At 66.2% G+C, this 23,435-nt stretch carries 21 protein-coding genes; 11 read left to right on the top strand and 10 right to left on the bottom strand.

The genetic code is table 11. The annotated features are described in order from the left end of the window. Positions 1-13 precede the first annotated feature (13 nt). Together B1C78_RS03540 and B1C78_RS03535 are read right to left on the bottom strand one after the other, a co-directional pair. The gene (locus B1C78_RS03540) at positions 14-457 is read right to left on the bottom strand and encodes a response regulator (RefSeq protein WP_077277766.1); all 444 of its coding nucleotides are present in this window, start codon (positions 455-457) and stop codon (positions 14-16) included. Continuing rightward, a complete protein-coding gene (locus B1C78_RS03535) occupies positions 444-2,660 on the bottom strand; it encodes a CHASE domain-containing protein (RefSeq protein WP_175628223.1) in 2,217 nt (738 codons plus the stop codon). The genes B1C78_RS03540 and B1C78_RS03535 overlap by 14 nt, the downstream gene beginning before the upstream one ends. A gap of 413 nt (positions 2,661-3,073) precedes the next feature. On the opposite strand from B1C78_RS03535, the gene B1C78_RS03530 reads away from it, so the two are divergent. The 3 genes from B1C78_RS03530 (at position 3,074) to B1C78_RS03520 (ending at position 4,759) form a co-directional block, all read left to right on the top strand. Further along, positions 3,074-3,541, top strand: a complete 468-nt coding sequence (locus B1C78_RS03530) for a universal stress protein (RefSeq protein ID WP_077277764.1) — start codon at positions 3,074-3,076, stop codon at positions 3,539-3,541. A 173-nt stretch (positions 3,542-3,714) separates the two neighbouring features. Beyond that, positions 3,715-4,392, top strand: a complete 678-nt coding sequence (locus B1C78_RS03525) for a TVP38/TMEM64 family protein (protein ID WP_077277763.1) — start codon at positions 3,715-3,717, stop codon at positions 4,390-4,392. A gap of 115 nt (positions 4,393-4,507) precedes the next feature. Continuing rightward, positions 4,508-4,759: a cytochrome c gene (locus B1C78_RS03520; RefSeq protein WP_245795289.1), complete on the top strand. Its 252-nt coding sequence runs from the start codon at positions 4,508-4,510 to the stop codon at positions 4,757-4,759. Between the two features lie 10 nt (positions 4,760-4,769). On the opposite strand, the gene B1C78_RS03515 is transcribed toward B1C78_RS03520, so the two are convergent. Further along, a complete protein-coding gene (locus tag B1C78_RS03515; protein ID WP_245795288.1) occupies positions 4,770-5,678 on the bottom strand; it encodes a hypothetical protein in 909 nt (302 codons plus the stop codon). Between the two features lie 400 nt (positions 5,679-6,078). Here B1C78_RS03515 and B1C78_RS03510 point away from each other — a divergent pair, with 400 nt between their 5' ends. The 4 genes from B1C78_RS03510 to B1C78_RS03495 all read left to right on the top strand — a co-directional run bounded on the left by B1C78_RS03510 (position 6,079) and on the right by B1C78_RS03495 (position 10,537). Further along, entirely contained in the window at positions 6,079-7,542 is a 1,464-nt protein-coding gene (locus tag B1C78_RS03510; protein WP_077277762.1) for an ABC transporter substrate-binding protein, read from the top strand. Then, positions 7,539-8,435: a carbohydrate ABC transporter permease gene (locus B1C78_RS03505; RefSeq protein WP_077277761.1), complete on the top strand. Its 897-nt coding sequence runs from the start codon at positions 7,539-7,541 to the stop codon at positions 8,433-8,435. The genes B1C78_RS03510 and B1C78_RS03505 overlap by 4 nt, the downstream gene beginning before the upstream one ends. Then, positions 8,432-9,268, top strand: a complete 837-nt coding sequence (locus B1C78_RS03500; RefSeq protein WP_245795287.1) for a carbohydrate ABC transporter permease — start codon at positions 8,432-8,434, stop codon at positions 9,266-9,268. Before B1C78_RS03505 ends, B1C78_RS03500 begins: the two co-directional genes overlap by 4 nt. Before the next feature lie 177 nt (positions 9,269-9,445). Next, positions 9,446-10,537, top strand: a complete 1,092-nt coding sequence (locus B1C78_RS03495; RefSeq protein WP_077277760.1) for an ABC transporter ATP-binding protein — start codon at positions 9,446-9,448, stop codon at positions 10,535-10,537. A 1-nt stretch (position 10,538) separates the two neighbouring features. On the opposite strand, the gene B1C78_RS03490 is transcribed toward B1C78_RS03495, so the two are convergent. Then, complete coding sequence (locus B1C78_RS03490) at positions 10,539-11,936, bottom strand: MBL fold metallo-hydrolase (RefSeq protein WP_077277759.1); 1,398 nt, start codon at positions 11,934-11,936, stop codon at positions 10,539-10,541. Positions 11,937-12,210: 274 nt separating this feature from the next. On the opposite strand from B1C78_RS03490, the gene B1C78_RS03485 reads away from it, so the two are divergent. The 4 genes from B1C78_RS03485 (at position 12,211) to B1C78_RS03470 (ending at position 15,570) form a co-directional block, all read left to right on the top strand. After that, positions 12,211-12,519, top strand: a complete 309-nt coding sequence (locus B1C78_RS03485) for a hypothetical protein (protein WP_077277758.1) — start codon at positions 12,211-12,213, stop codon at positions 12,517-12,519. Then, positions 12,491-13,657, top strand: a complete 1,167-nt coding sequence (locus B1C78_RS03480; RefSeq protein ID WP_077277757.1) for a TRAP transporter substrate-binding protein — start codon at positions 12,491-12,493, stop codon at positions 13,655-13,657. The genes B1C78_RS03485 and B1C78_RS03480 overlap by 29 nt, the downstream gene beginning before the upstream one ends. An 80-nt stretch (positions 13,658-13,737) precedes the next feature. Continuing rightward, positions 13,738-14,253, top strand: a complete 516-nt coding sequence (locus tag B1C78_RS03475; protein ID WP_077277756.1) for a TRAP transporter small permease — start codon at positions 13,738-13,740, stop codon at positions 14,251-14,253. A 9-nt stretch (positions 14,254-14,262) separates the two neighbouring features. Further along, positions 14,263-15,570 (top strand): TRAP transporter large permease, encoded by a 1,308-nt coding sequence (locus tag B1C78_RS03470; protein WP_077277755.1) that lies wholly within the window; start codon positions 14,263-14,265, stop codon positions 15,568-15,570. 165 nt (positions 15,571-15,735) lie between these two features. Here B1C78_RS03470 and B1C78_RS03465 read toward each other — a convergent pair whose 3' ends face one another. From B1C78_RS03465 to B1C78_RS03440, 6 genes are all read right to left on the bottom strand, one after another. Next, positions 15,736-16,728, bottom strand: coding sequence for an ABC transporter ATP-binding protein (locus B1C78_RS03465; RefSeq protein WP_077277754.1), 993 nt, complete (start codon positions 16,726-16,728; stop codon positions 15,736-15,738). Next, on the bottom strand, positions 16,725-17,693 hold the full coding sequence (locus B1C78_RS03460; protein WP_077277753.1) for an ABC transporter ATP-binding protein: 969 nt from the start codon (positions 17,691-17,693) through the stop codon (positions 16,725-16,727). The genes B1C78_RS03465 and B1C78_RS03460 overlap by 4 nt, the downstream gene beginning before the upstream one ends. Before the next feature lie 2 nt (positions 17,694-17,695). Further along, positions 17,696-19,033, bottom strand: a complete 1,338-nt coding sequence (locus tag B1C78_RS03455; RefSeq protein ID WP_077277752.1) for an ABC transporter permease — start codon at positions 19,031-19,033, stop codon at positions 17,696-17,698. Beyond that, positions 19,030-20,148: an ABC transporter permease gene (locus tag B1C78_RS03450; protein WP_077277751.1), complete on the bottom strand. Its 1,119-nt coding sequence runs from the start codon at positions 20,146-20,148 to the stop codon at positions 19,030-19,032. The genes B1C78_RS03455 and B1C78_RS03450 overlap by 4 nt, the downstream gene beginning before the upstream one ends. Continuing rightward, complete coding sequence (locus B1C78_RS03445; protein ID WP_077277750.1) at positions 20,145-22,730, bottom strand: ABC transporter substrate-binding protein; 2,586 nt, start codon at positions 22,728-22,730, stop codon at positions 20,145-20,147. Before B1C78_RS03445 ends, B1C78_RS03450 begins: the two co-directional genes overlap by 4 nt. A 285-nt stretch (positions 22,731-23,015) precedes the next feature. Continuing rightward, on the bottom strand, positions 23,016-23,381 hold the full coding sequence (locus tag B1C78_RS03440) for a TusE/DsrC/DsvC family sulfur relay protein (RefSeq protein ID WP_077277749.1): 366 nt from the start codon (positions 23,379-23,381) through the stop codon (positions 23,016-23,018). Between the last annotated feature and the right edge of the window lie 54 nt (positions 23,382-23,435).

Genomic DNA, 23,435 nt, shown 5'->3' with positions numbered 1-23,435 from the left:
CCTGAACATCGGGTCAGTCGTGCGGCGGCGGTTGGTTGATCAGCAGCCAGTACAGGCCGAGCTGTCGGGCTGCCTCGGTGAAGTCGTTGAAGTTGACGGGTTTTCGCACATAGCTGTTGGCGCCGAGGCGATAGCTGGAGACGATGTCCTCCTCCTCGCTGGAGGAGGTGAGCACCACCACGGGGAGCACCCGCGTGCGCGGATTCGCACGCATGCGCTCGAGCACCTCCAGGCCGCCGATCCGGGGCAGCTTGAGGTCCAGCAGGACCACCTGCGGCAGATCGGCCGGCGCGCGATCCTTGTACCGGCCCTCCATGAACAGGTACTCGAGGGCATCGACCCCGTCCCGGGCCACCGCCACGTCGTTGACGATGTTGTTCTTTCGAAGGGCCATGAGGGTCAGCTCTTCGTCATCCGGGTTGTCCTCGACGAGCAGGATGCGTCTAGATGCCGTCATGATCCGAGCCCTCGAGTGTGAAAGTGAACGTGGCGCCTCCGCCCGAAGACGCACTGACGTGGATTTCTCCGCCATGGCGTCGAACGATGCGCTGCACCGTGGCCAGGCCGATCCCGGTGCCTTCGAAATCCCGCTCCAGGTGAAGCCGCTGGAAGGGCGCGAACAGCTTGTCGGCATAGGTCATGTCGAAGCCGACGCCGTTGTCCCGCACATGGTAGAGCGATCTGCCGTCTGCGCTTGTGCAGCCAAACGCGATCTCCGTGACCCGCTCGCGTGAGGTGAACTTCCAGGCGTTGCCCAGGAGGTTTTCCAGCGCCACCCGGATGAGGCGGGCGTCCACGGCGGCCACCATGCCGTCGGCGATCGAAATACGTGCCTCGCGTCCCGGATCTTCTGCGCGAAGGGTGTCCATGATCTCGTGGGCCAGCGCACTGAGATCAGTGGGTTCCCGGCGAAGCGGCGCACGCGTGACCCGGGACAGCTTGAGCAGGTCGTCGATCAGGGCCCCCATCCGGCCCGCCCCGGCCCGGACGCGGGAGAGGAAATGCCGCCCTTGCTCGTCGAACTGCGGCCCGTAAGTCTCCAGCAGGTTGAGGCTGAATCCGTCGATGGCGCGCAAGGGCGCGCGCAGATCGTGGGAGACGGAGTACGCGAAGGCCTCCAGTTCCGCGTTTGCAACGCGCAGTTCCGCGGTGCGTTCCTCCACGCGACGCTCCAGGTCGGCATTCAGGCGACGGATCTCTCCTTCCTGCTGGACTCGCCTCGAGATGTCGCGCACGAAGCCGCTGAAGACCGCAGGCTTGCGGGTGCCGACACGGGTGACGGAGATCTCGGCGGGGAACTGGGAGCCGTCCGCGCGCATGGCCCGGGTTTCGAATCGTCGACCCTTTCCGAGAGGGGTTGCGCTTCGGATCCGCTCGGCCAGCGCCCGGCGATGATCTTCGCGCAGGTCCTCGGGGATGATGAGATCCGCGAGTTCCCGACCGAGGGCCTCCGATCGTGGAATCCGGAACATGGCTTCGGCAGCCGTGTTGAACTCGAGCACCCGTCCGTGGTGATCGATGGCAATGATGCCGTCCAGTGCGGAGTCCACCACATGTCGGAAGGCCGTGGCCCGGTGCTTGCCGGCCTCTATGGTCCAGCCCACGGCAAACAGCAGCAGGCTGATCGCGGCGCCTCCCATCAGCACCATGTTCGGGGTGTCGCTGCGGACCTGGTACTCAAAGGCCGGCTTGGACGCAAACCACAGTTGCCAGGTCTGTCCGGCGATCTCGAGCGTCGAGTGGCGTGTGAACCGCGGTCTGGGGTGGATGTCGTGGAGGTCGGGTCTGCTTGTGTAGATGACAGCCCCGTCGGGGTCCGGCAGGTGGTCATGGATTTCGAAACCGATGTCCGCCGGTCCCGGCCCAAGGATGTCGTTCATCAGGTTGTGTGCACGGAACGGGCTGTACACGAAACCCGCCAATGCATCCCGACGTTGCCGAGCATCCGAGGGCGTGAAGCCGTCCCGGTAGACCGGCACGTACATGAGAAATCCCGGCTGGACGTCACTCTCCGTTTCCTGCATCAGCTTCACGACGCCAGATATGGCCGGTTGGCCCATGTCGCGGGCCCTGTCCATTGCGGTTCGTCGAGTCTCTTCCGTGTACATGTCGTATCCGAAGGCGCGCTGGTTTCTCCAGTCGAAGGGTTCCAGGTAGATGATGGAGAAATACTCGTCACGTTCCCCTCGCGGGCGGATGGTGTAATCGGGAAATCCTTCCGCACGGACCTGGATCAGGTGGGCTTCCAGTTCTTCCGGGGGGATGCGATGGGTGTAGCCTATGCCCTGCAAACCCGGATAACGGTCCTGTATGGCGAGTTTTCGCACATAGGCGCGCCATTCATCCCTCGTGACCTCCTCGGATGCAGCGAAGAGGGCGGCGCCACCCCGCAGGATCTGCTCATAGGCGCGCATGCGTTCGATGATCTGCCATTCGATCTGCGCCGTGCGGAACTCAAAGCGATCCTCGGCGTGACGTGTGACCGCCTGGTCCGTGAGCCACCAGCTGACCAGCACCAGCGCCGCCGCGATGACGCCGATCACGGCGGAGGCACGAGGCAGGCGGAACTCGAAGGCGCGGGTTCGTAGCCGGCTCCATGTGTCCGTCAGGGATGCCATGGGCTCGCTGACGCCGGTGCTGCGTGTTGCACTCGATGACATGAGCGCGGTCCGTCGGCAGGGGAGCATTCCCCTTCGTGTAAAGTCTGGTAAAGACCCGCCCAGTCGTCTGTACGTCCATACCCGACAGTTTCTGTCGGGAAATGTCCGACAGTTCCCGACAACCTGGGCCGGAGCGGCAAGGGGGCATGGGGCAAAACCAATCCGCATCAGGCGGGAAGGCGGTATTTTTCGTGTTGACTCTTTCTTGGCCACATGGGATATGGAGGCTTGCCGGTGTCTCCATCCGCGGTGCGCATGCCCCGGCGTCCCGCGGTTCGGTCGCTACGCCTGCCTGTACGCGTCCTGCGACCGTATGAGCCATATCAACCCACTTCCCGGCTCATGGGCTAAGCTCATGGATTGATGGAAAATCCGTAAGATACTGCAGACATTCACTGTTCCCGGAGGCCCACATGAGCGATATGCCAGAAGTACTTCTGGTCCCTGTTGACGGTTCCAAGAATGCCAGCGCCGCCGCAGCCTATGCGGCGCGGATGGCGGAGAAACTGGGCGTGCCCGTGCAGCTGCTGTTCGCGTTCCCGGAAACGCCTATGGACATGTTCGGGTGGCCGAAGGAAACCGACCGGGCGGAAAAGCTGCAGTATTACTCTCCGGGCGGATTCGAGAAACTGCGGGACGAGACGGCAGGGGCCGCCTTTGAATCGGCCCGCGAGGCCATGGGCGATTCCTCGGTGTCTGTCGAGGAGAAGATCATCACCGGGGAGGCGGCCGCCGCCATCCTGGACCATTCCGGTTCGGTAAAGGGCGGGATGATCGTCATGGGCCGGCGGGGCCTTTCCCGGGTCGAGGAGATCCTCATGGGCAGCACTACACAGCGGGTGCTGCACCACGCCAAGTGTCCGGTGCTGGTGGTTCATTGAGGGTCCGGTCAGGGCGTCTGCGGGCGGTGTGTTTGCTTGTGCGGGACTGATTCCTGTGAGGTGCCGGTTGCCCGTGTCGCGCACGTGCGCTGCGCTCTGCGGGTGCATACAGAGACGGACGTCCACCCGGCCCACGTGTTCATGCCCCGGCCGGCGGACGCCCTCAGCGTGTCATGACGCCGCGGCTCCGGCTGATTCTGTTCCTGTCGGTCATCGCCGCGTTGCTGGTACTGGCGGCGTTCTGGGCCATCGTCATGCACGAGGGCGACTGGCAGCCCGCGCACATACAGGCCCGGGCCGGGCAGCTGGCCGAGGGGCCGTGGCTGCACTGGCTGGTGTTCGCGGGCGTCGTGCTGGGTCAGCAGGTGGCGATCCCGCAGATCCTGCTGGTGCCCGTGGCGGTGATCCTGCTGGGGCCCTGGTGGGGGCTGGCGGTGGGCTATTTCGGAACGCTCGCAGGTGCGGTGATCGGCTACCTGATCGGTCGCTATGTGGGACGCAGACCGGTACGGCGCCTGTCCGGGCCGCGCATGAGGCGCCTGAGCCGCGCCATCGCCAGGCGGGGCGTGGTTAGCATGATCGTGGTGAACATGTTGCCCATCGTGTCTCAGGCCCTGATCAACCTGGCCGCCGGCACCACGCACATCCGCTTCCGGGATTTCCTGCTGGGTACCGCCGTCGGCATCGTGCCGCCCACGGTGATCGTGGTGGCTGCCACGCAACTGGTATTGCAGGTTGAACGCATGCCCGAAACGGGTGAGGTGTTTGTGATCATGTTGGTTGTCTTCGCGGCGTTGGTCCTGCTGTGGTGGGCGACACGGCGTGCATGGGCCTGGTTGGGCGACTGGTAGCCCGCGTTTCCAGTGCGTGGATCGGCTCGTTTTCGTGGCATCCCCGAAGGAGGTGGGAATCATGACGAGAAGAAGGGCTTCAATCCGGATAACGATGCCTTTGGCGGGGCTGGTCATGTTCTGGATCATCTCTGCGCCGCTGGCGGCGCAGGACTTCGACCCGGGCCGGGCTCTTTACCAGAATCATTGCCAGCAGTGCCACGAACAGTGGGTGCACACCCGCGAGCGGCGCAGGGTATCCACCCTCGGCGGACTGCGTGAACAGGTGGCGTCCTGGAGCGTGCATGCCGGGTTGCAGTGGACCAGTGAGGAGATCGAGCTGGTCACGCGCTACGTGAACCGGCGCTACTATCAGCTGACAGAGTAGCGAAGACCCGTCACCAGGGATCGGTCGCTTCCGGAAGCCCCCCTGTCGCCTGCAGATCCTCCTGATCCTGCCGCTCCCTGGCCTTTTGGGCCAGGTAATCGTCCCGGTCGCGAATTCGGAGCTGATCGGGGTGGCGTTCGGTGAGATCGAACCAGTGTTCCAGGCGTGCCTGAAGCTGATCCGGATCGGGATACCGAAAGTAGGTCTTCAGCGCGAAATAGAAACGCACCGTGTTGCGTTCGATCATGCCGCGCAGGCCGTCCACATAAACGGGATCGCCTGCCTCGTCGGTCTCCGCGATAGTGAAGCCGATGAGTTCTCGCCCACGGAAAGCGAAGTACACGGCAAGCACCGTTCGTGCGAGTCGCCCGTAGCGCAGTGCGTAGTGCATATGCAAGAGGCTTGTGTCCTCGTCGATCGGGACGGCCTGTACCTCCATGCTGACCCCGCGCAGGCCGTGTGGTCCGCGGTCCGCATCAAGCGAGACGGTCAGTCTGTCATCGTCCGCATGGTCAACCCGGAACCGGAAGTGGATCTGCTCCGACACGGCCGGGTCCTGGTAGCGCCTGGGCCCCATGAACAGTGTCAGTTGACCATCATCCGCGTCATGCACGCATGCCTTGACGTTGATGTGCAGGAACAGAATCTCGCACCAGGTTTCGACGCGGGCCAGGGCTGCAACCAGGGCTTCATGGGGAATATTCATCAGGGCATGGATGTCGCCCTGAACCCCGTCGTCCTCCTCAACGGACTCGAGATGCAGAGGCTCGTCGAAGGGACTGTCGGCAATGGCTTCAAGGGCTCTGTCGATATCTGTGAGCCGATCAGCCCCGAGGACGTGCTGTCCTGCGGGCGTCAGCAGGAACATGGTGATGAGCGCGGCAAGGAGCGTGGCGATCGGCTTTGATGGCTGTGGCATGCGGAGTTGGGCCTGAGATGGATTTAGCGAGTTGACTGGATCATTCCGGTTCACCAATTACGGAATCAGAAGAGGCTGGCGCCCTGAGGCCCTGCCTCGCACCGTCACTGTGAATAGGAGCATAGACGCGCTGGATACCAAGGGCATGATCCGCGGTCTACCTGTGTTGCCGGGTGCAGGAGGTCCGCCCCCGGGCCGAAGGGTTGCTGGCACCCCGAGCGTGGGCATGTTCGCGGCGGGGACGCCATTCCTGCGGGTCCCGGGATGGATGTTGGCGCGGCGGCGCCCACGGGACGCCCTATGTGGTGATCCGATCTTCTTCGCGTGCTTCGCGCCTTTGCGAGAGAACATTCCTTGTCCCTGTGTCCCCTGAGGCGAGCATTGGAGTTAACCTGAACGCATGAAGGCATCCCCGCTAAACGCATGGATCGTGGGTGTGACGTGGCTGCTCGCAGGCTGCACGGGGCCCGGCGATGACGCCGGGTATCGGGAGCTGAGCGTCTGGGCGCACGCAGGACGCGAGTCGGAGCGGGTCACCCTGGAGGCACAGCTGCGCCGCTTTGAGGCGCGGCACGCGGATGTGCGGATCAGGCTCACCTTCATCCCCGAAGGATCCTACAACGGCCAGGTGCAGGCCGCGGCGCTGGCCGGCCGCCTGCCCGACGTGCTGGAACTGGACGGACCGTACCTGTACAGCTACGCATGGCAGGGGCGCCTGCGGGCACTGGACGACCTGCTCGATGAACGTATTCAGGACGACCTGTTGCCCTCCCTGATTGCCCAGGGCACCTGGCGGGACAGGCTGTTCGGCGTGGGCACTTTCGACTCCGGGCTAGGGCTGTGGGCGGACGGGCGGGCCTTGTCGGAGGCGGGCGTGCGCGTTCCCGAGGGGCCGGACGATGCCTGGGATGACGGGGAGTTCCGGCGGGTGCTGCGGGCACTGGCCCGGCGGTCCGGGACCGGGCGGGTGCTGGATCTCAAGCTCAACTACACGGACGAGTGGTTCACCTATGCCTTCTCCCCCCTGATCCAGTCGGCGGGCGCCGACCTGGTGCACCGTGAGGACCGCCGCGGTGCCTCGGGCATGCTGGATTCGCCGCGCGCCGTGCGGGCCATGCGGGAGATACAGGACTGGATCACCTCGGGCTACGTGGATCCCAACCTGGATGACGCGGCGTTCGTCCAAGGGCGCGTGGCGCTCGCCTGGGGCGGGCACTGGAACTACCCGGCCTATCGCGCCGCGCTCGGGGACGATCTCCTGCTTCTGCCGCTGCCCCGTTTCGGGCCTCGGATGGTGACGGGGCAGGGGTCGTGGCAGTGGGCCGTGACCCGGGAGGCCCGGGATCCGGACCTGGCCGCGTCCCTGCTTGCATTTCTGCTGGAGCCGGAAGAGGTGCTGGAGATGAGCCGGGCCAACGGCGCCGTGCCGGGCACCCGCCGGGCGGTGCAGCGATCACCGGAATACGGCCCGGGTGGGCCGCTGCACCTGTTTGTGCGCCAGCTCGACGAGGGCTATGCCGTACCCCGGCCGCGCACCCCGGCCTATCCGGTGATCACGGCGGCCTTTGCCCGTGCCTTTCGCGACATAAGGCACGGCGCACCCGTCGAGGAGACCCTTGCCCGCGCGGCCGGGCATATCGACCGGGAGATGGCGGTCAACCGGTTCTACCCGGTCGTAGGCGCGGCCGAGGATTCGGACGAACCGACGTTTACATGGAGGCATGATCGGGTGTCCGGTTGGAACGTAGGTCGGCCTTCAGGCCGAGAGGGCGGGCCGTGTGGGGCCCCATGTTGTCGGCCTGAAGGCCGACCTACGGGCGAACAGGGAAGACCCCGGGTTACCGTGGGAGACCGCCCGTTGTGACCGCCTTGCGGCATAGCGAGGCCCGCGTCGGCTGGTGGCTCACGGTCCCCGCGCTGGCGGGTCTGGCGGCCTTCATCCTGCTGCCCTTCGTGCTGGCGGTGATGCTCTCATTCACCAACCTGCGCATGGGCTCGCCGCTGCCGGTGGCGTTCGTGGGTCTGGACAACTACCGCCTGGCCTTCGGGGAACCGGCGTTTCGTCAGGGGCTTTTCAACAACGTCCTGTTCGCGCTGATCGTGGTCCCCGTGCAGACCGCCCTGGGGCTCGGGCTGGCGGTGATGCTCAACAACCGCTTTCACGGCCGGTGGTTGTTCCGCACGCTGTTCTTCATGCCGGTGGTGTTTCCGCTCTCGCTGGTGGCGGTGGTCTGGGTGCTCATCTTCGCGCCCGGGCCGGACGGGGTACTCAACGCGGTGCTCGGCGCGCTTACGCTGGGCGTATGGGAGCCGCGGGATTTCCTGAACGATCCCGCCTGGGCGTTGCCCGCCATCATGGTTACGTCCATCTGGCAGGGGGCGGGCTTTCAGATGGTCATCCTGCTGGCCGGGCTGCAGGCGATCCCGCGCCAGCTCTACGAGGCGGCTGCCGTGGATGGCGCCGGGGCGCTGCGCCGGTTTCTGCACGTGACGTTGCCGGGCCTTCGCAACCCGCTCATCTTCGTGGTGATCGTCACCACCATTCTTTCGTTTCGGGTGTTCGACCAGGTGCGCATCATGACCCGCGGCGGGCCCCAGGATGCCTCCACCACGGTGATTCACGAGGTGGTGCGTCATGCCTTCGACCAGGGGCAGGTGGCGCCGGCCGCGGCCATGAGCGTGGTGTTCTTCCTGATCGTGCTGGCTGTGACGCTGGCATTGCGCAGCCTCATGCGCCAGCAGGGGACGGTGCGATGAACAATATGCCGTGGCTGCGCGTGCTGATGGCCTACGGGCTGCTGCTGGCCTGTACGGCGGTGTTCTTCGGCCCGGTGCTGTTCATGCTGTCGGGCAGTCTCAAACCGGACGAACTGGTGCTCGCCGAGGCGGGGACCTGGCGGGCCCTTGTGCCGGAATCCGTCAGCCTCGACAACTATCGTTCGGTGTTCGAGCGGGTGCCGTTCGCGAGCTACCTGGCCAGTTCACTGATCATCAACGGGCTGATCGTGGGGCTGGGGCTGATGGTCAATGCCTTCGCGGGTTACGCGCTGGCACGCCTGCGCTGGTGGGGGCGCAACGGGGTGCTGGTGCTGGTGCTCGCATTGCTGGTGATCCCCTTCGAGGCCATCGCCGTGCCGCTCTTCTATCAGCTCTCCTGGCTCGGCTGGCGTGACGACCACCTGGTGCAGGCGATCCCCTTCGTGGCCAATCCGCTGGCCATCTACCTCTTTTACAGTTTCTTCCTCGGGCTGCCCCGGGAGCTGGAAGAGGCCGCGCGCATCGACGGTGCCGGCGTGCTGCGCACCTTCTTCACCATCGTGATTCCCAACAGCGCGGCGGCCTTTGCCAGTGTCGCCATCGTCCTGTTCCTGTTTCACTGGGGCATGTACCTGTGGCCGCTGCTGATGACCACGTCCGAGTCGGTGCGCCCCCTGCCGCTGGGCATCGCCACGTTCCACACGCTGCCGCCGCTGGCGTGGGGAGACATCCTCGCGTTCGGGGTGCTCATGGTGCTGCCGGTGGTGGTGGTGTTCGTGGTGTTCCAGCGCTGGTTCGTGCAGGGGGTGGCGTCGGTGGGCGTCAAGGGATGAATTGAGGAGGGAGAATTTGGACACCCCCTGTAGGTCGGCCTTAAGGCCGACAACGGCGCCACGGCAAGCCCCGCCAGTCGGGCTGAAGCCCGACCTACATCATGTTCCGGGAAGGGGTGGCAGTTACGGATGAAGGATGATGCGGCTGGAAGTGGAAGTTGAGGAGGAAGTGAAGGGATGGCGAAGGTGGAATTCAGGCGGGTCAGGAAGGACTTTGATGGGCAGGTGGTGATTCCCGCGCTCGACCTTCGGGTGCAGGACGGCGAGTTCATGGTGCTGCTGGGCCCTTCGGGGTGCGGGAAGTCGACGCTGCTGCGCCTGCTGGCGGGGCTGGAGTCGGTGAGCGCGGGGGAGATCGTCATTGACGGGCGGGTGGTGAATGACCTCTCGCCGCAGGCGCGCAACGTGGCCATGGTGTTTCAGAACTATGCGCTCTATCCGCACATGCGCGTTCGGGACAACCTGGCCTTTCCGCTGCGCATGCGCGGCATGAAGCGCGCGGAGATCGAGCGGCGTGTGCGTGAGGCGGCCGGTGTCCTGGGGCTGGAGGCATTGCTGGACAGGCGGCCCGGAGAACTGTCGGGTGGGCAGCGCCAGCGTGTGGCCATGGGGCGGGCCATCGTGCGCGAGCCCGCGGTCTTTCTCATGGACGAGCCCCTGTCCAACCTGGATGCGCGCCTGCGGGTGCAGATCCGTACCGAGATTGCAGCGCTGCAGAAGCGCCTCGGGACGACCACCCTGTACGTGACCCATGACCAGGTGGAGGCCATGACCCTCGGGCAGCGGGTGGCGGTGATGGAGGCCGGGCGTGTGCAGCAGGTGGACGATCCGCTGACGCTATACCGGGAGCCGGCCAATCGCTTCGTCGCCGGCTTTCTCGGCAACCCGCCCATGAACATCTTTCCCGTGCGTGCGCGTACGCGGGATGGCCGCCATCAACTGCAGCTTGCCGGACAGTGGCTGGATCTGGGGGAGGCACCGCCCGGCAAGGCATGCTTCGCGGGGATCCGCCCCGAGGATTTCGGCCTGCCGGCAAAGGCGGACGACGTCACGCTGACGGTGCAGGTCGAGGCGCTGGAATCTCTGGGCCACGAGACGCTGGTGTATTTTCGGGACGCGGAGGTGCCGTCCCCGGCCCTGTGTGCCGGGCGCGTCACCGGAGACCCGGCCGGCCGGCCGGGGGATGCGCTCTGCCTGGCCGTGGACCTCTCGGGGGTCCACTGGTTCGATGCGGCCGGCGATGCTCTGCGGGCCGGGCGTTCCGATTAGCTCACAGGTTCTGCAGCTGCCAGGCCATCATGCCGCCGACGACGTTGTGCACCCGGCGATAGCCCCGGCGCTTGAGGATGGAGCCGGCCACGGTTGAACGGTAGCCGCTGCCGCAGACCGCTGCCACGGGTGTGTCCGGATCGATGGCCGGTACGCCGTCGCGGGTCTGCGCCACCGGCGTGTGAACGGCGCCGTCCCCATGGCCGCTCTCGAACTCGTCGCCCGTGCGTACGTCGATCAGCTTGAGGTCGCCGCTTGCCACGGCATCCTGGGCCCTGTGGACATCCATTTGGGCCAGCGTCTCCAGGGGCAGGCCGGCCAGCACGTACTCGTCCATGCCGCCTTTCACGTACCCTTCGATGTAATCGCGCCCGGTGCGAATCAGGCTGCGCACGGCGCACTCGATGGTGTCCGGATCCCCGTCTGCATCCACCAGCACGATGGGCGTGTCGTCGGGCGTGACCCAGCCGGCCCAGTTGGCGAACGCGCCCCGGATGCCGATACCGAGGGCATTGGGGATATGCCCGCCGCCGAAGGCCAGCGGGTCCCGCAGATCGATGACAGTGATCTCTCCCGCCCGGGCCCGCCGGGCGACCCCGGCCGGATCCAGTGCCTTCATGCCGGGCAGCGGCAGCACGTCCCCCGGGCCCTCGCTGTTGATGCGCTTGTTGCGCGGGTAGAAATCCGGGATGTCGGGCAGCCCCTCCAGCAGTCTGCGCACGAAGGCTTCCTCGTCCAGCGACGGATCCAGGTAGGGGTTGGTGCGCCGTTCATAGCCCAGGGTCGAGACCGGTCGGCCGAACATGCCCGCGCCGCAGGCCGATCCGGCGCCGTGGCCCGGGTGCACCTCGACGCCGTCGGGCAGATCCGCCAGCTTCTCGCGCACGCTGCGAAACATCTGCCGGGCCAGGGCGTCCTTGGCCTCCTCGCCGAGCAGGTCCGGGCGCCCAAGCGAGCCCACGAACAGGAAATCCCCGGTCAGCAGCGCCATCGGCACGTCATCGGACCGCGCACCGTCGTACACCACGAACATGAGATGCTCGGGCGTGTGGCCGGGCACGTGGCGCACGTCCAGGCGCACGTTGCCGATGCGGATGGTGTCCCCGTCGTACAGGTCCTCGTGGGCATAGCCCACCTGGAAGTGTTCGCCCTCGTCGTGCCCCGAGACCATCAGGCGGGCCCCGGTCTTCGCCGCCAGTTCGCGGGCGCCGGAAACGAAGTCGGCGTGAATATGGGTGTCCATGACGTGGGTGATGCGATAGCCGTTTTCCGTGGCGTAATCCAGGTAGATATCCACATCCCTGCGGGGGTCGATGACGGCCAACTCCCCGGTTCCCTGGCAGCCCACCACGAATGAATGCTGTGAGAGGCCGGGGTCGATGAAGCGTTCGAAGATCATACGGGTCCTCCAGTCAAGGTTCCGGGTGCGAGTGAATAACTTACTATATTAGTCAAGTATTCACCTGAAAGTTCCCATGGTGACGGGCTCCGGCGTCGCTTGCAGAGGTGGAAAGGACCAACTATAAGTTGGGATATTTTCCTGTTTCTGAAACGCCGTAATTCTAATTTTGAAATTTTGTCACTTTGCCTCGCGGACAGGGTCGTTGTCGGACGGGCAATCGCAGACCCGAGGGGCAACCGCGGCCCGGTGGTAACCGTTGCCAGGAGACGACATGCGTTCCGATACGACGCGACGAGCAACGACCTGGATCAGATCCCTGGCGCTGACAGCGAGTGGCCTCGCCTTCCTGGGCTTTGCGCTCAACGTCCTGTACGGGCGCTTCGCGCCGATGCTGGGTCTCGACCCCGGCCTGCGCCTGGCCCGCGTGCCGGAATTCCTGCTGCTGTTCGCCTCGGCAACCTTCTTTGTCATCGCAGCGCTCGCTGCGGAGAGACTGGCCGGTGGCCGGGCGCCGGTCACACAACCACAAACACCGGAGGAGGAGGGTCGACATGAAAACAAACAAGGGGCAACACGCTGATACCGACACGCCGGAGTCGCTGGAGCGGCGCCGGTTCTTCGAACTGACGGCGAAGTACGGATTCACCGCGGCGGTGGTGGCCGCCGCGGGCGGGCTGCTGTCGAGGCCCGCCGCGGCACAGACCGCGCAGGAGGAGCGGGAGCGGGAACGCGCGGCAGAGGTGAGGATGACGCTGGCCACCGAGTACCGCATCGGCGCCACCCGCTGGTACCCGCTGATGCAGCTCAACCTCAAGGAGAACATCCAGAACGCCACTAACGGGTACGTGTACGTGCGTCTTGCGCCCGCCGGCCAGCTGGGTATGGGTTCGGCACTGGCCCAGGGCGTGCAGAGCAACACCATCCAGGCGGCGCAGCATTCCATCTCCAACTTCTCGCCCTTCGCGCCGGAGGTGGACCTGATCAATATCCCCTACTGGTGCGGCTACAACCAGGAGTTCGTCAACCTCGTGACCTCGGATGCCTGGAAGGACGTGGTGCATACCAAGGCCGAGGAGCGTGGCTTCAAGATCCTGCTCTACCTGGTACTGGATCCGCGCACGGTGGCGGCGCGAAAGGGCATGCAGCGTGCGCCGCTCAAGACGCCTTCGGACCTGCGCGGTGTGAAGTTCCGCGTGCCGGCCTCGGAGATCCTGCAGCAGTTCTATTCGCTGGCAGGCGCCAATCCGACCCCCGTGGCCTGGGGCGAGACGCCGTCGGCGATCCAGCAGGGCGTGGCCGATGCCCTGGATCCTGCCGTCGTCGCGCTGTATTCCAACGGCTTCAAGGACATCCTCTCCTGGATCACCTTCAACAAGCCGGTTCCCGATTCCCAGGTCTATTCCTGCAACCTGGAATGGTTCCGCGGTCTGCCCCCGGCGGTTCAGGAAGGGATCGACTTCGCCAGCGAGATCACCTTCCAGCAGAACCTGGCGCAAGTGCCGGCCTCACGGGCGTATGCCATGGCCGAGATGGCCAGGTCGGGGGTGCAGTTCTACACGCCCACCGACGACGAACTGGCCCAGTGGGTCGAGGCGTGCGGCGCCCAGCGGCCCGAGTGGAACGGCATCAAGGAGAAACTGGCCGGATCGCTCGACAGCTTCGAGCGGATGCGCGAGGCGGCCCAGACCCCTTCGCACTACTACGTGCACGACGTCTGATCGCAGCAGGTGAATCCGCGGGCGGACACGGCATGACCGTGTCCGCCCGAGTTCTCGAACCCTGAGCCGTCGGGACGCCGATGAAACGTCTGCTTGCCACCATCGACCGGGACGGGGAGCGCTGGCTGCTCCTGGTGTTCTACATCTATATCGTCGCGGTCATCTTCATCGAGGTGCTGCGCCGCTTTGTGCTCGACTTCTCGTCCATCTGGGGCGAGGAAACGGCGCGTTATGCATTCATCTACCTGGTGTGGATCGGCGCGGCCGCCGCGGTGCGCGATCGTGCGCACATACGCATCGATGTGCTGCTGACCTTTCTCCCGCCGCGGGTGCGCACGTCCATCATCCTGCTGGGCGACATCCTGATGGCCGGCCTGGCGGCGGTCATCTTCTATCTTTCCATCGGCCCGTTCATGAGTTCCATCCAGTACGGCTCGGTCACCGACGGCCTGCGCGTCCTGCGTGCCTGGGTGCTGTTTGCCATTCCGTTCGGGTTCGCGCTGCTGATGCTGCGCGTGATGCAGTCCCTGTTCTACGACATCTCCGATCTGCGTGCCGGCCGACCGCCCCGGCCCGCGCGACAACTGTTCGACTGAGGAGGGCACGTGTACATACCGGAGGCCTTCGGCAGTGCCGAACTGGGGTGGCAGGTCCTCGGCCCCATCATCCTCATGCTGATCATGTTTGCCCTGGCGGTGCCCGTGTGGGTTTCTCTGGGCATCACCGCGCTGCTCATCCTGGTGCTGACCGGCACGCTGCCCATCGAACTGGTGGGCGAATCGGTGTTCCACGGCCTGGATGCCTTTGCGCTGATCGCCATTCCGCTGTTCGTGCTCACGGGCGACGTGCTGGTGCGCACCGGGCTCTCGGTCAAGCTGCTCCGAATCGCCGAGGCCACCATGGGCAGCACACGCTCGGGGCTGGGCACCTCCACGGTGCTGGGCTGCGGTTTCTTCGCCTGTGTCTCGGGTTCGGATGCGGCCGGCGCCGCTGCGGTGGGCCGCATCACCATCCGGCGGCTCATCGAGCGGGGCTATCCGCCCGGCTACGCCTGTGCGCTGGTGGCTTCGGGGGCCTGTACGGGCATCCTGATTCCGCCGTCCATCGCCTACATCATTATCGGCATGGTGCTCGGCATCTCCACGTCGACCCTGTTCCTGGCGGCCATCGTGCCCGGCGTGCTGATCATGATGTCCACCATGATCACCAATGCCATCCTGAACCGCCTCAACGGCTACGAGCATGCGGGCCAGCGTTTCAACTTCCGCCACTGGCTGGCGACGGTGTGGGACGGGCGCTATGCCCTGCTGGTGCCGGCAATCATCTTCGGGGGCATCTACTCGGGGATCTTCACGCCCACGGAGGCGGCGGCAGTGGCGGTGGTGACCACCATTGCCATCGGTCTTTTTCAGGGAACGTTTCGGCTCAGGGATTTCCCCGGCACGCTGGAAGGCTCGGCGAAGGTCTGCGGCGTAATCGTGCCCATCATCGCCGTGGCCCTGCCGCTCGCCCAGGTGTTCGCGATCAACGACGTACCCCAGAGCCTGATCGCCACCGTGACGGCCATTACCGAGAACCCGGTGCTGATCATCCTGATGATGCTGGGCATCTTCATCCTGGCCGGGCTGGTCATGGAGAGCACGCCGAATATCGTCATCCTGGCGCCCATCATGCTGCCTTTGGCCCAGGAGATCGGCATGCACCCGATCCACTTCTGCATCTTCATGATCACGTCGCTGGGCATCGGCTTCATCACGCCGCCCCTGGGCCTGAATCTGTTCGTGATCTCGGGGATCACCGGCCAGCCGGTGTTGTCCATCGCGGCCAAGGCGTTCCCCTTCGTGCTGGCGATGCTGGCCGTGGCGCTGGTGCTGGCGTTCGTGCCGTCGCTGTCGCTGTTCCTGGTGACCTGATCCCGGATCGGCGGGCACGGCCCGCCCTATTCACTCCGTGGCTTCGGATACCGGCCTGTTTGTAACCACGAAGCACACGAAGGGCACGAAGGTTTCTTGGAACAAGACCTTTTTCTTCGTGCCCTTCGTGTGCTTCGTGGTTAATGAAGGATTCGGACGGTCCGCTCAGCGATGCAGCCAGCACGCCGACAGGTGCACCGGCCGGGGCTCGAAGTCCGGTGGTTCGTCGCGGTCGCACAGGCCGGCCATGGCCTCGGGGCAGCGGGGGTGGAACCGGCAGCCGGGCGGCGGGTTGGCGAGGCTGGGGGGTTCGCCGCCGGGCACGGCGTGTTCCCGGTCAGCGTTGTCCGGATCCGGATCCGGGATGGCGGCCAGCAGGGCCTGGGTGTAGGGATGCTGTGGATGGTCGAGCAGTTCGTTGACCTCCGCCTGCTCCACGATCCGTCCGCCGTACATGACGAAGATGCGCTCGGCGAAGTGGCGCACGGTGGAGAGGTCATGGGTGATGAAGGCCAGCGTCAGGCCCCGCTCCACCTGGATATTGCGCAGCAGGCGCAGGATCTCCACGCGCACGGAGGCGTCCAGCATGGAGACGGGTTCGTCGGCGATGATCATGGACGGTTCCAGCACCAGGGCCCGCGCGATCACCACGCGCTGCTGCTGGCCGCCGCTGAGCTGATGCGGGAACTTGGACAGGTAGCTCTCCGCCGGCGTCAGACGCACTTCCTCCAGCGCGGCCCGCACCCGTGCCTGCCGGGTCTCCCGATCGCGCACCCCGTGGATGATCAGCGGTTCCGATAGGATGCGCCCCACGTCCATGAAGGGGGGCAGGGCGCCGTAGGGATCCTGCTGGACGTAGCCCACACGTGCCCGGTAGGTCTTGAGGCCGCGCTTGTCCAGTGCTTCCAGGTGGCCGCCCTCGAACACCACCTCGCCCCGGGTGGGGCGGTGCAGCCCAAGCAGGGTGCGCGCCAGCGAACTCTTGCCGCATCCGCTCTCGCCCACGAAGGCCACGGCCTCGCCGCGGCGCAGGGCGAAGTTCACACCGTCCACGGCGCGCACGTGACCCGCACGCAGGAAACCCCACTGACGCAGTTCGAACCAGGTGTGCAGGTCGCGGGCCTCCAGAAGGGTCTCGGCGGTGGTGTCGCGGTTCATGGGCCGGCTCCGTGCAGCCAGCAGCGCACGTGGTGGCGCTCGCCGACGGTGATCGAATCCGGCATCTCGTCGCAGCGCCCGAACCGCTTCGGACAGCGCGGCGCATAACGACAGCCCGCGGGCGGATCCAGCAGATCCGGGGGCTGTCCCGGGATGTGTTGCGGCGGATCCGGCTGGTGCAGGCGCGGCACGCTGGCCATGAGCATCTGCGAGTAGGGATGGGCCGGTTCAGTGAAGAAGTGCCGGGCGTCGGCCAGTTCCACGATCTGGCCGGCATACATGAGGGCCACCCGGTCGGCGATCTCGCTGGAGGTGGACACGTCGTGGGTGATAAGGATGAAGCTGGTGTTCAGTTCGCGCTTGATGCGCTTGAGCACGTTCATGATGCCCGCCTGGGTCAGCACGTCCAGGGCGGAGGTGGGCTCGTCGAGTATGACCAGGTCCGGCTCGGTGACCAGGGACATGGCCAGCACGACCCGCTGGCGCATGCCGCCGGAGAGCTCGAACGGGTAGCGGCCGAGAAAGTCCGTGGAGACGCCCACCAGTGCGAAGACCTCGGCCGCCCGCTCCATGGCCTTGGCACGGGACCACCCGCGATGCACCATCAGCGGTTCCGCCACCTGCTCGCCGACCCGTACCACGGGGTTGAGCGCATTCATGGCCGCCTGCATGACCATGGAGATGCGCAGCCACTGCACATCCCGGCGAAAGCGCTCCTCGGGCAAGGCGAGGATGTCCGTGTCGTCCAGCCACACGCGCCCCTCGTGGGCCTGCACGTTGCGCGGCAGCAGGCGCAGCAGGGCCTTGGCCAGGGAACTCTTGCCGCAGCCGCTCTCCCCCAGCAGCACCAGTGCCTCGCCGCGGCGCAGGTCGAAGTCCACGCCGTCGACCGCGCGCACCACGCCCCGCCCGGTGCGATAGGCGAGCCGCAGATTCTCCACGCGCAGCAGGGCGGGTTGCGTCATGGTCAGAGACTCCTCAGCCGCGGGTTGAAGACGCGGTCCAGCGCGAAGCCCAGCATGGCGAAGCCCAGACCGGTGAGCATCAGCAAGGCCGCCGGCGACACCACCCAGTAATAGAAGCCGTTGTACAGCGCGCTCTGTTCCTGGGCGTCGTTGAGTACCTTGCCCCAGGTGGGCAGGACCGGATCGCCGAGGCCGAGCACCGCCAGCGAGGCCTCCAGGAACACGAAGGTGGGAATCAGGGTGACGAAGGTGGGGATCAGCACCGGCAGCACCCGGGGCACCATGTAGCGCAGGATGATGCGGGCATCGCCGGCCCCGTAGGCCTTGGCCGCCTCGATGTAGGGGGCCTCGCGGATGGGCAGCAGCATGGCCCGGTACATCTTGATGCCCGCGCTGAAGATGCCCAGCGCCACCACCACGCCCAGCATGAGCCAGATACTGGTGGAATAGAGCGTGCCCACCATCACCAGAATGGGCAGCATGGGCAGGATCATGTTCACCTCGGTCAGGCGCTGGATGGTGGCGTCCACCCAGCCCCGGAACCACACGCCCATGGCGGCGATCACCAGCGTGGTCACCGTGGTGCCCACGGCGGCAATCAGGCCGAAGGCAAGCGCCACCGGCGTGCCCCACATGAGCGCCACCATCAGGTCGCGGCGCTGGTGGTCGGTGCCGGCAATGCCGTGCACTCGCCCGTAGACCACCAGATCGGCGCTGACGCTGCCGGCCTCGTCGAACATCACCACGTCCAGCAGCATTGTGTGGATACCCGTGAGCACCTCGGGCTGCGAAGGGTTCCCGGATCCGGGGTCCATCATCAGGCCCACATGGGGCACGTGGCCCAGGCGTCGCTCGAGCCCCCAGTCCTGGGAGATGGACACCCGTTCGTCGCGCGCCACGCGCCGGCCACCGATCACCTGCTCGCTGCCGTCCGGTGCCTGCCAGATGAAACGCACGAATGGCGGGCGCTCGGTGTCGTGCACGCGCAGGAAAAGATTGAGCTCGCTGGGGAAGGCGCTGCTTTGGTAATCGAAGCCAAGCGGAATCTGCAGGCGGCGCCCGCCCGGGAACTCCTGTACCCGGGCGGTGACCTCGTCGCTGGAGATGATCTGCGTCTCCGGCAGGTCGCCGCCGCGCAGCCGATCTGCCCACACCGGCGAGGCGTTGACCGGATGCATGCGCCAGTGGTCTCCGCCGCGCCAGAGGTCCAGCGCCTGACTGTAGGGGATGGCCACCACGGTGTAGACGGACAGGCCCACCAGGAACAGGATCAGCAGCATCCCCAGCACCGCCGAGGGATAGCGGCGCAGCTGCTTGAGGCCTTCGAGCCAGCGTCTCATCGGCCCCCCTCGATGCGCACGCGCGGGTCGAGAATGCCGTACAGGATGTCCAGCAGGAACACGGTCACCGCCAGCAGGTAGGCGAAGATCACCACCGTGCCGATGATCACCGGCGTGTCACGATGGCCGATGGCCTGGAAGATCAGGGTGCCCAGCCCGGGCCAGTTGAAGATCTGTTCCAGGATGATGGCCCCGCCCCACAGGCCGATGAGCATGAGCAGGAAACTGGTGACGATGGGCGAGAGCGTCGGCCGAAGGATGTAGCGGCGCCGGATCAGATGGTCCGGCAGACCCTTGGCGCGGGCCATCTCGACGTAGTCCTCGCTGGAGTGAATGAGGAAGAAGGTGCGCCAGGAGTAGATGGAGATGAAGATGGACGAGATGAACATGGCCACCAGCGGCAGCGTAATGTGGCGCAGCACGCTGGCCAGGTAGTCCAGACGGTTCTCCGGCGGCGGGGCCGTCACCATGCCACCGGAGGGCAGGGCCGGCAGGACGAAGGCGAACAGCAGGATCAGAAACATGCCGTAGAACCACGCCGGTGCCGCGGAGGTCGGGGCGAGGGCCACCACGCTGCGGTCCAGCAGGCTGCCGTAGCGTCTCGACAGGTGCAGTGCCGCCCACACCGACACCAGGAAGACCAGCAGATTGGCCGTGCCGAACAGAAGCAGGGTGGCGGGCAGGCGTTCGACGATGATGTCGTAGACCTGTCGCGAGCCGGCGTCGCTGTGCATCTGCTCGGCCCGGCCCAGGTCCAGCATCATGGCCCGGTAGAGGTAGTCGAAGCTGCGCAGGATGAAGGGCTGGTCAAGATTCAGGCGTTCCACCTCCAGCGAGATCTGTCGTTCGATCAGCTCGTTGCGTTCCTGGGCCGTCATGTCCTGGAAGGCCGGGTCTGCGCGCACGGCCTCCGACACCACCCCGCGGATCTGCACCAGGCGAAGCTCGTCCACCTGGCCGCCCATGTTGGCGATGAAGATGGTCAGGTAGACGCCGACCAGCACCGTCAGGAACAGCGCGATCAGCCGCTTGCCGGAAAACACCAGCAGCCGCCATCCGTCACGCCACAGGCCCCGGCTTCGGACCGACTGTGCCATCTCCGGTGCATCGCTCATGGCGTGACCTCGATCGGTTCGGGCGGTGCGCTGCCCGCCACGGTGGCGAAGGCGTGCGAGGCGAAGGCGGGCAGCGCCACCCGGTCCGAGGTGACGGCCACCTCCAGGCTGTTGGCCCCCATCGGCAGGTTGGCGAACGCCTCTTCGTCCATGCGGATCAGCCAGCGCCCTTCGCCCTGGTACTGCGCACCGCCCCGAAGCGCGACCCGGTTGTCGCCGTCAAACAGCAGGTACTGCACGTCCTGTATGGCCTGCTCCGGGTAGGGCTTGCCATCCAGGGTGATCTCCAGCAGGAAGGTGGCCGTTTCCCCGTGGGTGACCACCACGGGCCCGTCCAGGGTGAGCTCGGGGATCTCGGGCTCAGCGAAGCGCAGCCACTTGTCCGAGGGATCTGGGAATTCCGGGAACCGGCGCAGCACGGCGCTGCCCTCCACCGGGTGCACCGACTGCAGAAAGAACGGGCCGCTGCCCACGTAGAAATGGCGGCGCGCCGCATACCAGTCGGCCAGTGAGCGGTAGCGTGCGACGATCTCGCCGGAGTCGGTGAAGTGCGCCAGCGTTTCCGCGTAGGGCAGGTATTCGATTTCGCTGGCGCGGTGCAGCTGGCGCTCCAGTACCGGGAGGCTGGGTCCGGAGACAAGGCTCAGCCAGTCGGTGCGCATTCGGTCCGCCTTGTTGGAGGAGAATGCCAGGCTGCCCTCGCGCTCGGCGAGGATGCCCAGTGCGAGCACGTGCCACGCGGTGACGCCGGGCACGCGATTGGCGACGATGGCCTCGGCGTCCGGGTGGATCTGGTCGCTGTAGATCTCCAGGACCAGCGGCGACTCGGAGACGATGCGCCAGCCGCGGAAGTGGCGCTGAAAAGCCTCGAAGGCGGGCACGTGGGCCACGTCGAACAGGGGGCTGTCGGGGTTGGCCCGCTCGAACAGCATGATCCACGGCAGCACCACGTCCACCATGGACATGGGCGAGCCGTCGTGCCAGCGGCGTTCCAGGTAATCGGGTTCGTAGTACACGCGCACCCGGGTGCGCGCGGACAGACCCTCCGGTGCGGTTTCGTCGGCGGTCAGGAAGCGTTGTTCCGCTCCGTCCCAGTCCACCCAGGTATCGCCGGGGACCTCGATGTCCTCGGTCGTGTCGAGGCTGAGCCAGTCCAGGGTGCGGATCACGGGCGCGTCCTCGCGCACGGTCACCTCGGCGCGCTCGATGCGCTGGGGCAGGAACAGGCCCGTGAAGGGGTCGGGCAGCACCGGGGGATCGTTGAGCGCGCGGGTGATCATCTGGTCGAAGATCCAGTTGCTGCCGGCCACGGGGTTCCAGGGCTCCGTGAGCAGGCTGGGCATGCCCACCACCACGCGTCCGCCCTGGCGCCCGGCATAGCCCAGGGTGTAGGGCCAGAGGTTGGAGCCCGAGGTGCCTCCGGCCAGGTCCACGGCCAGGGTCACGTCCCGGGCGCGGGGCCACACGTTGAGCTGGTCCACGAGCCATACGCGCGCCGAATCCGTCATGGACAGGCTCAGCGCCTGGCGCATGAGGTCCTGACGTTCCTCCCAGTCGCTGTATTCCCGGCGTTGCAGACGGTCGGCCACGGCATCGAAATCGGGGTCCGGCTGGTAGGCCTGCCAGAGCGGCTCGGCGCGGCCCCGGGGCGTGTAGTAGAAGCTGAAGTTTTCCGCCTGGTCGCGCTGGATGAGGGTGGAGATCCAGGCGCCGGTGTAGATGTGCCAGCGCCCGCCGGCCGGGTCACCGACGATCCAGATGCGCGAGGCCTCCTCGGCCGTACGATACAGGCGCTCGATACGAAAGCCCTCGCCCTCCAACAGGTTGGCGAGATAATCACCCACGCGCCGGCGTTCGTCGTCGTTGCGGATGAGCAGGGTCAGGCTCACGGGCTGGCCGTTGTACATCCACCGGCCATGCACCCATTCCGCGCCCAGGTTCTGCATCTCCCTGCGGATGGCCTCGCGCGCGCGCGCCGGATCGTGGCCGTACAGGAGTTCCAGTTCCCGGGCCATCTCCGCCAGACGTGCATAGTCCGGAAACGCGGTGTTGAGCGGCAGGTAGCGGGGCACCGCCAGGCCGCCGTAGATCTCCTCGGCGATGTGGCGGCGGTTGATGAGCCAGTTGATGGCCTCGCGCATGGCCGGCACGGCGAAGGGGTTGAGCCGGCCGTCGGAGAATTCCGGACCGGACGGGTTGAACGTCAGTTCCACCGAGGTGCCGTAGGAGAGGTCGTAGGCGGTGGCGGCGGAATCCCGCAGGCGCTGGAACAGCGCCGGGCGGTTGATGCCCTGGGCGAATACCTGGTGGCTGCCCCGTTCGATCAGGCCCACCACCTGGCCCGCGTCCTGCTGCTGCGTGAAGACCACCTCGTCCACCAGGGGGCCGCGCCGCTCGCGCAGGTCCTGTTCTGTGGCGGGAGTGCCCCGGTCCACGATGACGGTATGTCCGCCCCGGCCGCCGGCCAGCAGGCCTGCGATGACCAGCAATGCGGCCACCAGCAGCAACGGCAGGAGCAATCCGGTGTATCGACGCAAACCTCGTCCTCTATGTGATCCGGGGTCCCGGCACTTCGGTGCCATCCCGGGCTCGGTGGATTCGGGCCTCTTCGTACAGGACAGGGCGTCCGTGAGTCGGAGCGCCTCTGTACGTCACCCTGCCGGGATCTGACGACCCGGCGATACGCTCAGGCCGACAGCTGCGGCTCCGTTGCGCACATTATCCGCAAACGCGGTGTTTGACCACCGGTACGTGGACCGCGGGCGGCGCGGTCCCGGGAGGTCGGCGGGATCAGGTGCGCGACGACACGGCCCCTGCGGGACAGGGGCGCGACGCACCGGTTTCGAGAGGGTTTTGCGGCGGACCCGTTACGAGACGCTGCCGAACCCCGATTCCGTTGTGCCGGCCGGCGGCTTGAGGCCGGCGATGCGGCATCCCTGGGCCACGGGCCCCTTGGGCATCAGTGCGAACAGGTATTTCCGGCCGCCCCGGGTGTGGAAGCGCTCGTCCAGGGCGTCGTGTAGTTCGCGCAGGTTGATGCGGCTGTCCTTGTGGCGTTCGTAATATTCCTGCAGGGCTCTGATCAGCTCCCAGTGATCGTTGGTGAGCGTCAGCCCGTCCGCCTCCGCCTCGCGGATGGCGTCTTCCCGGGTCCATCCGGGCGGGGCGTGCTTGAATGCCGCGTCGTAGGTCCTGGCGCTGGGGTTGAGAACCTCGTTCATGTCGGAACTCATCGGACATCTCCCATGTTGGCGGATTCGAACCTCTCGGAGCCTGTCGGACTTAGG

The sequence above is a fragment of the Thioalkalivibrio denitrificans genome (assembly GCF_002000365.1).
Taxonomy (GTDB): domain Bacteria; phylum Pseudomonadota; class Gammaproteobacteria; order Ectothiorhodospirales; family Ectothiorhodospiraceae; genus Thioalkalivibrio_A; species Thioalkalivibrio_A denitrificans.
Note: the sequence above shows the minus strand (reverse complement) of the source record. Positions and strands in the feature narration are given on the sequence as shown.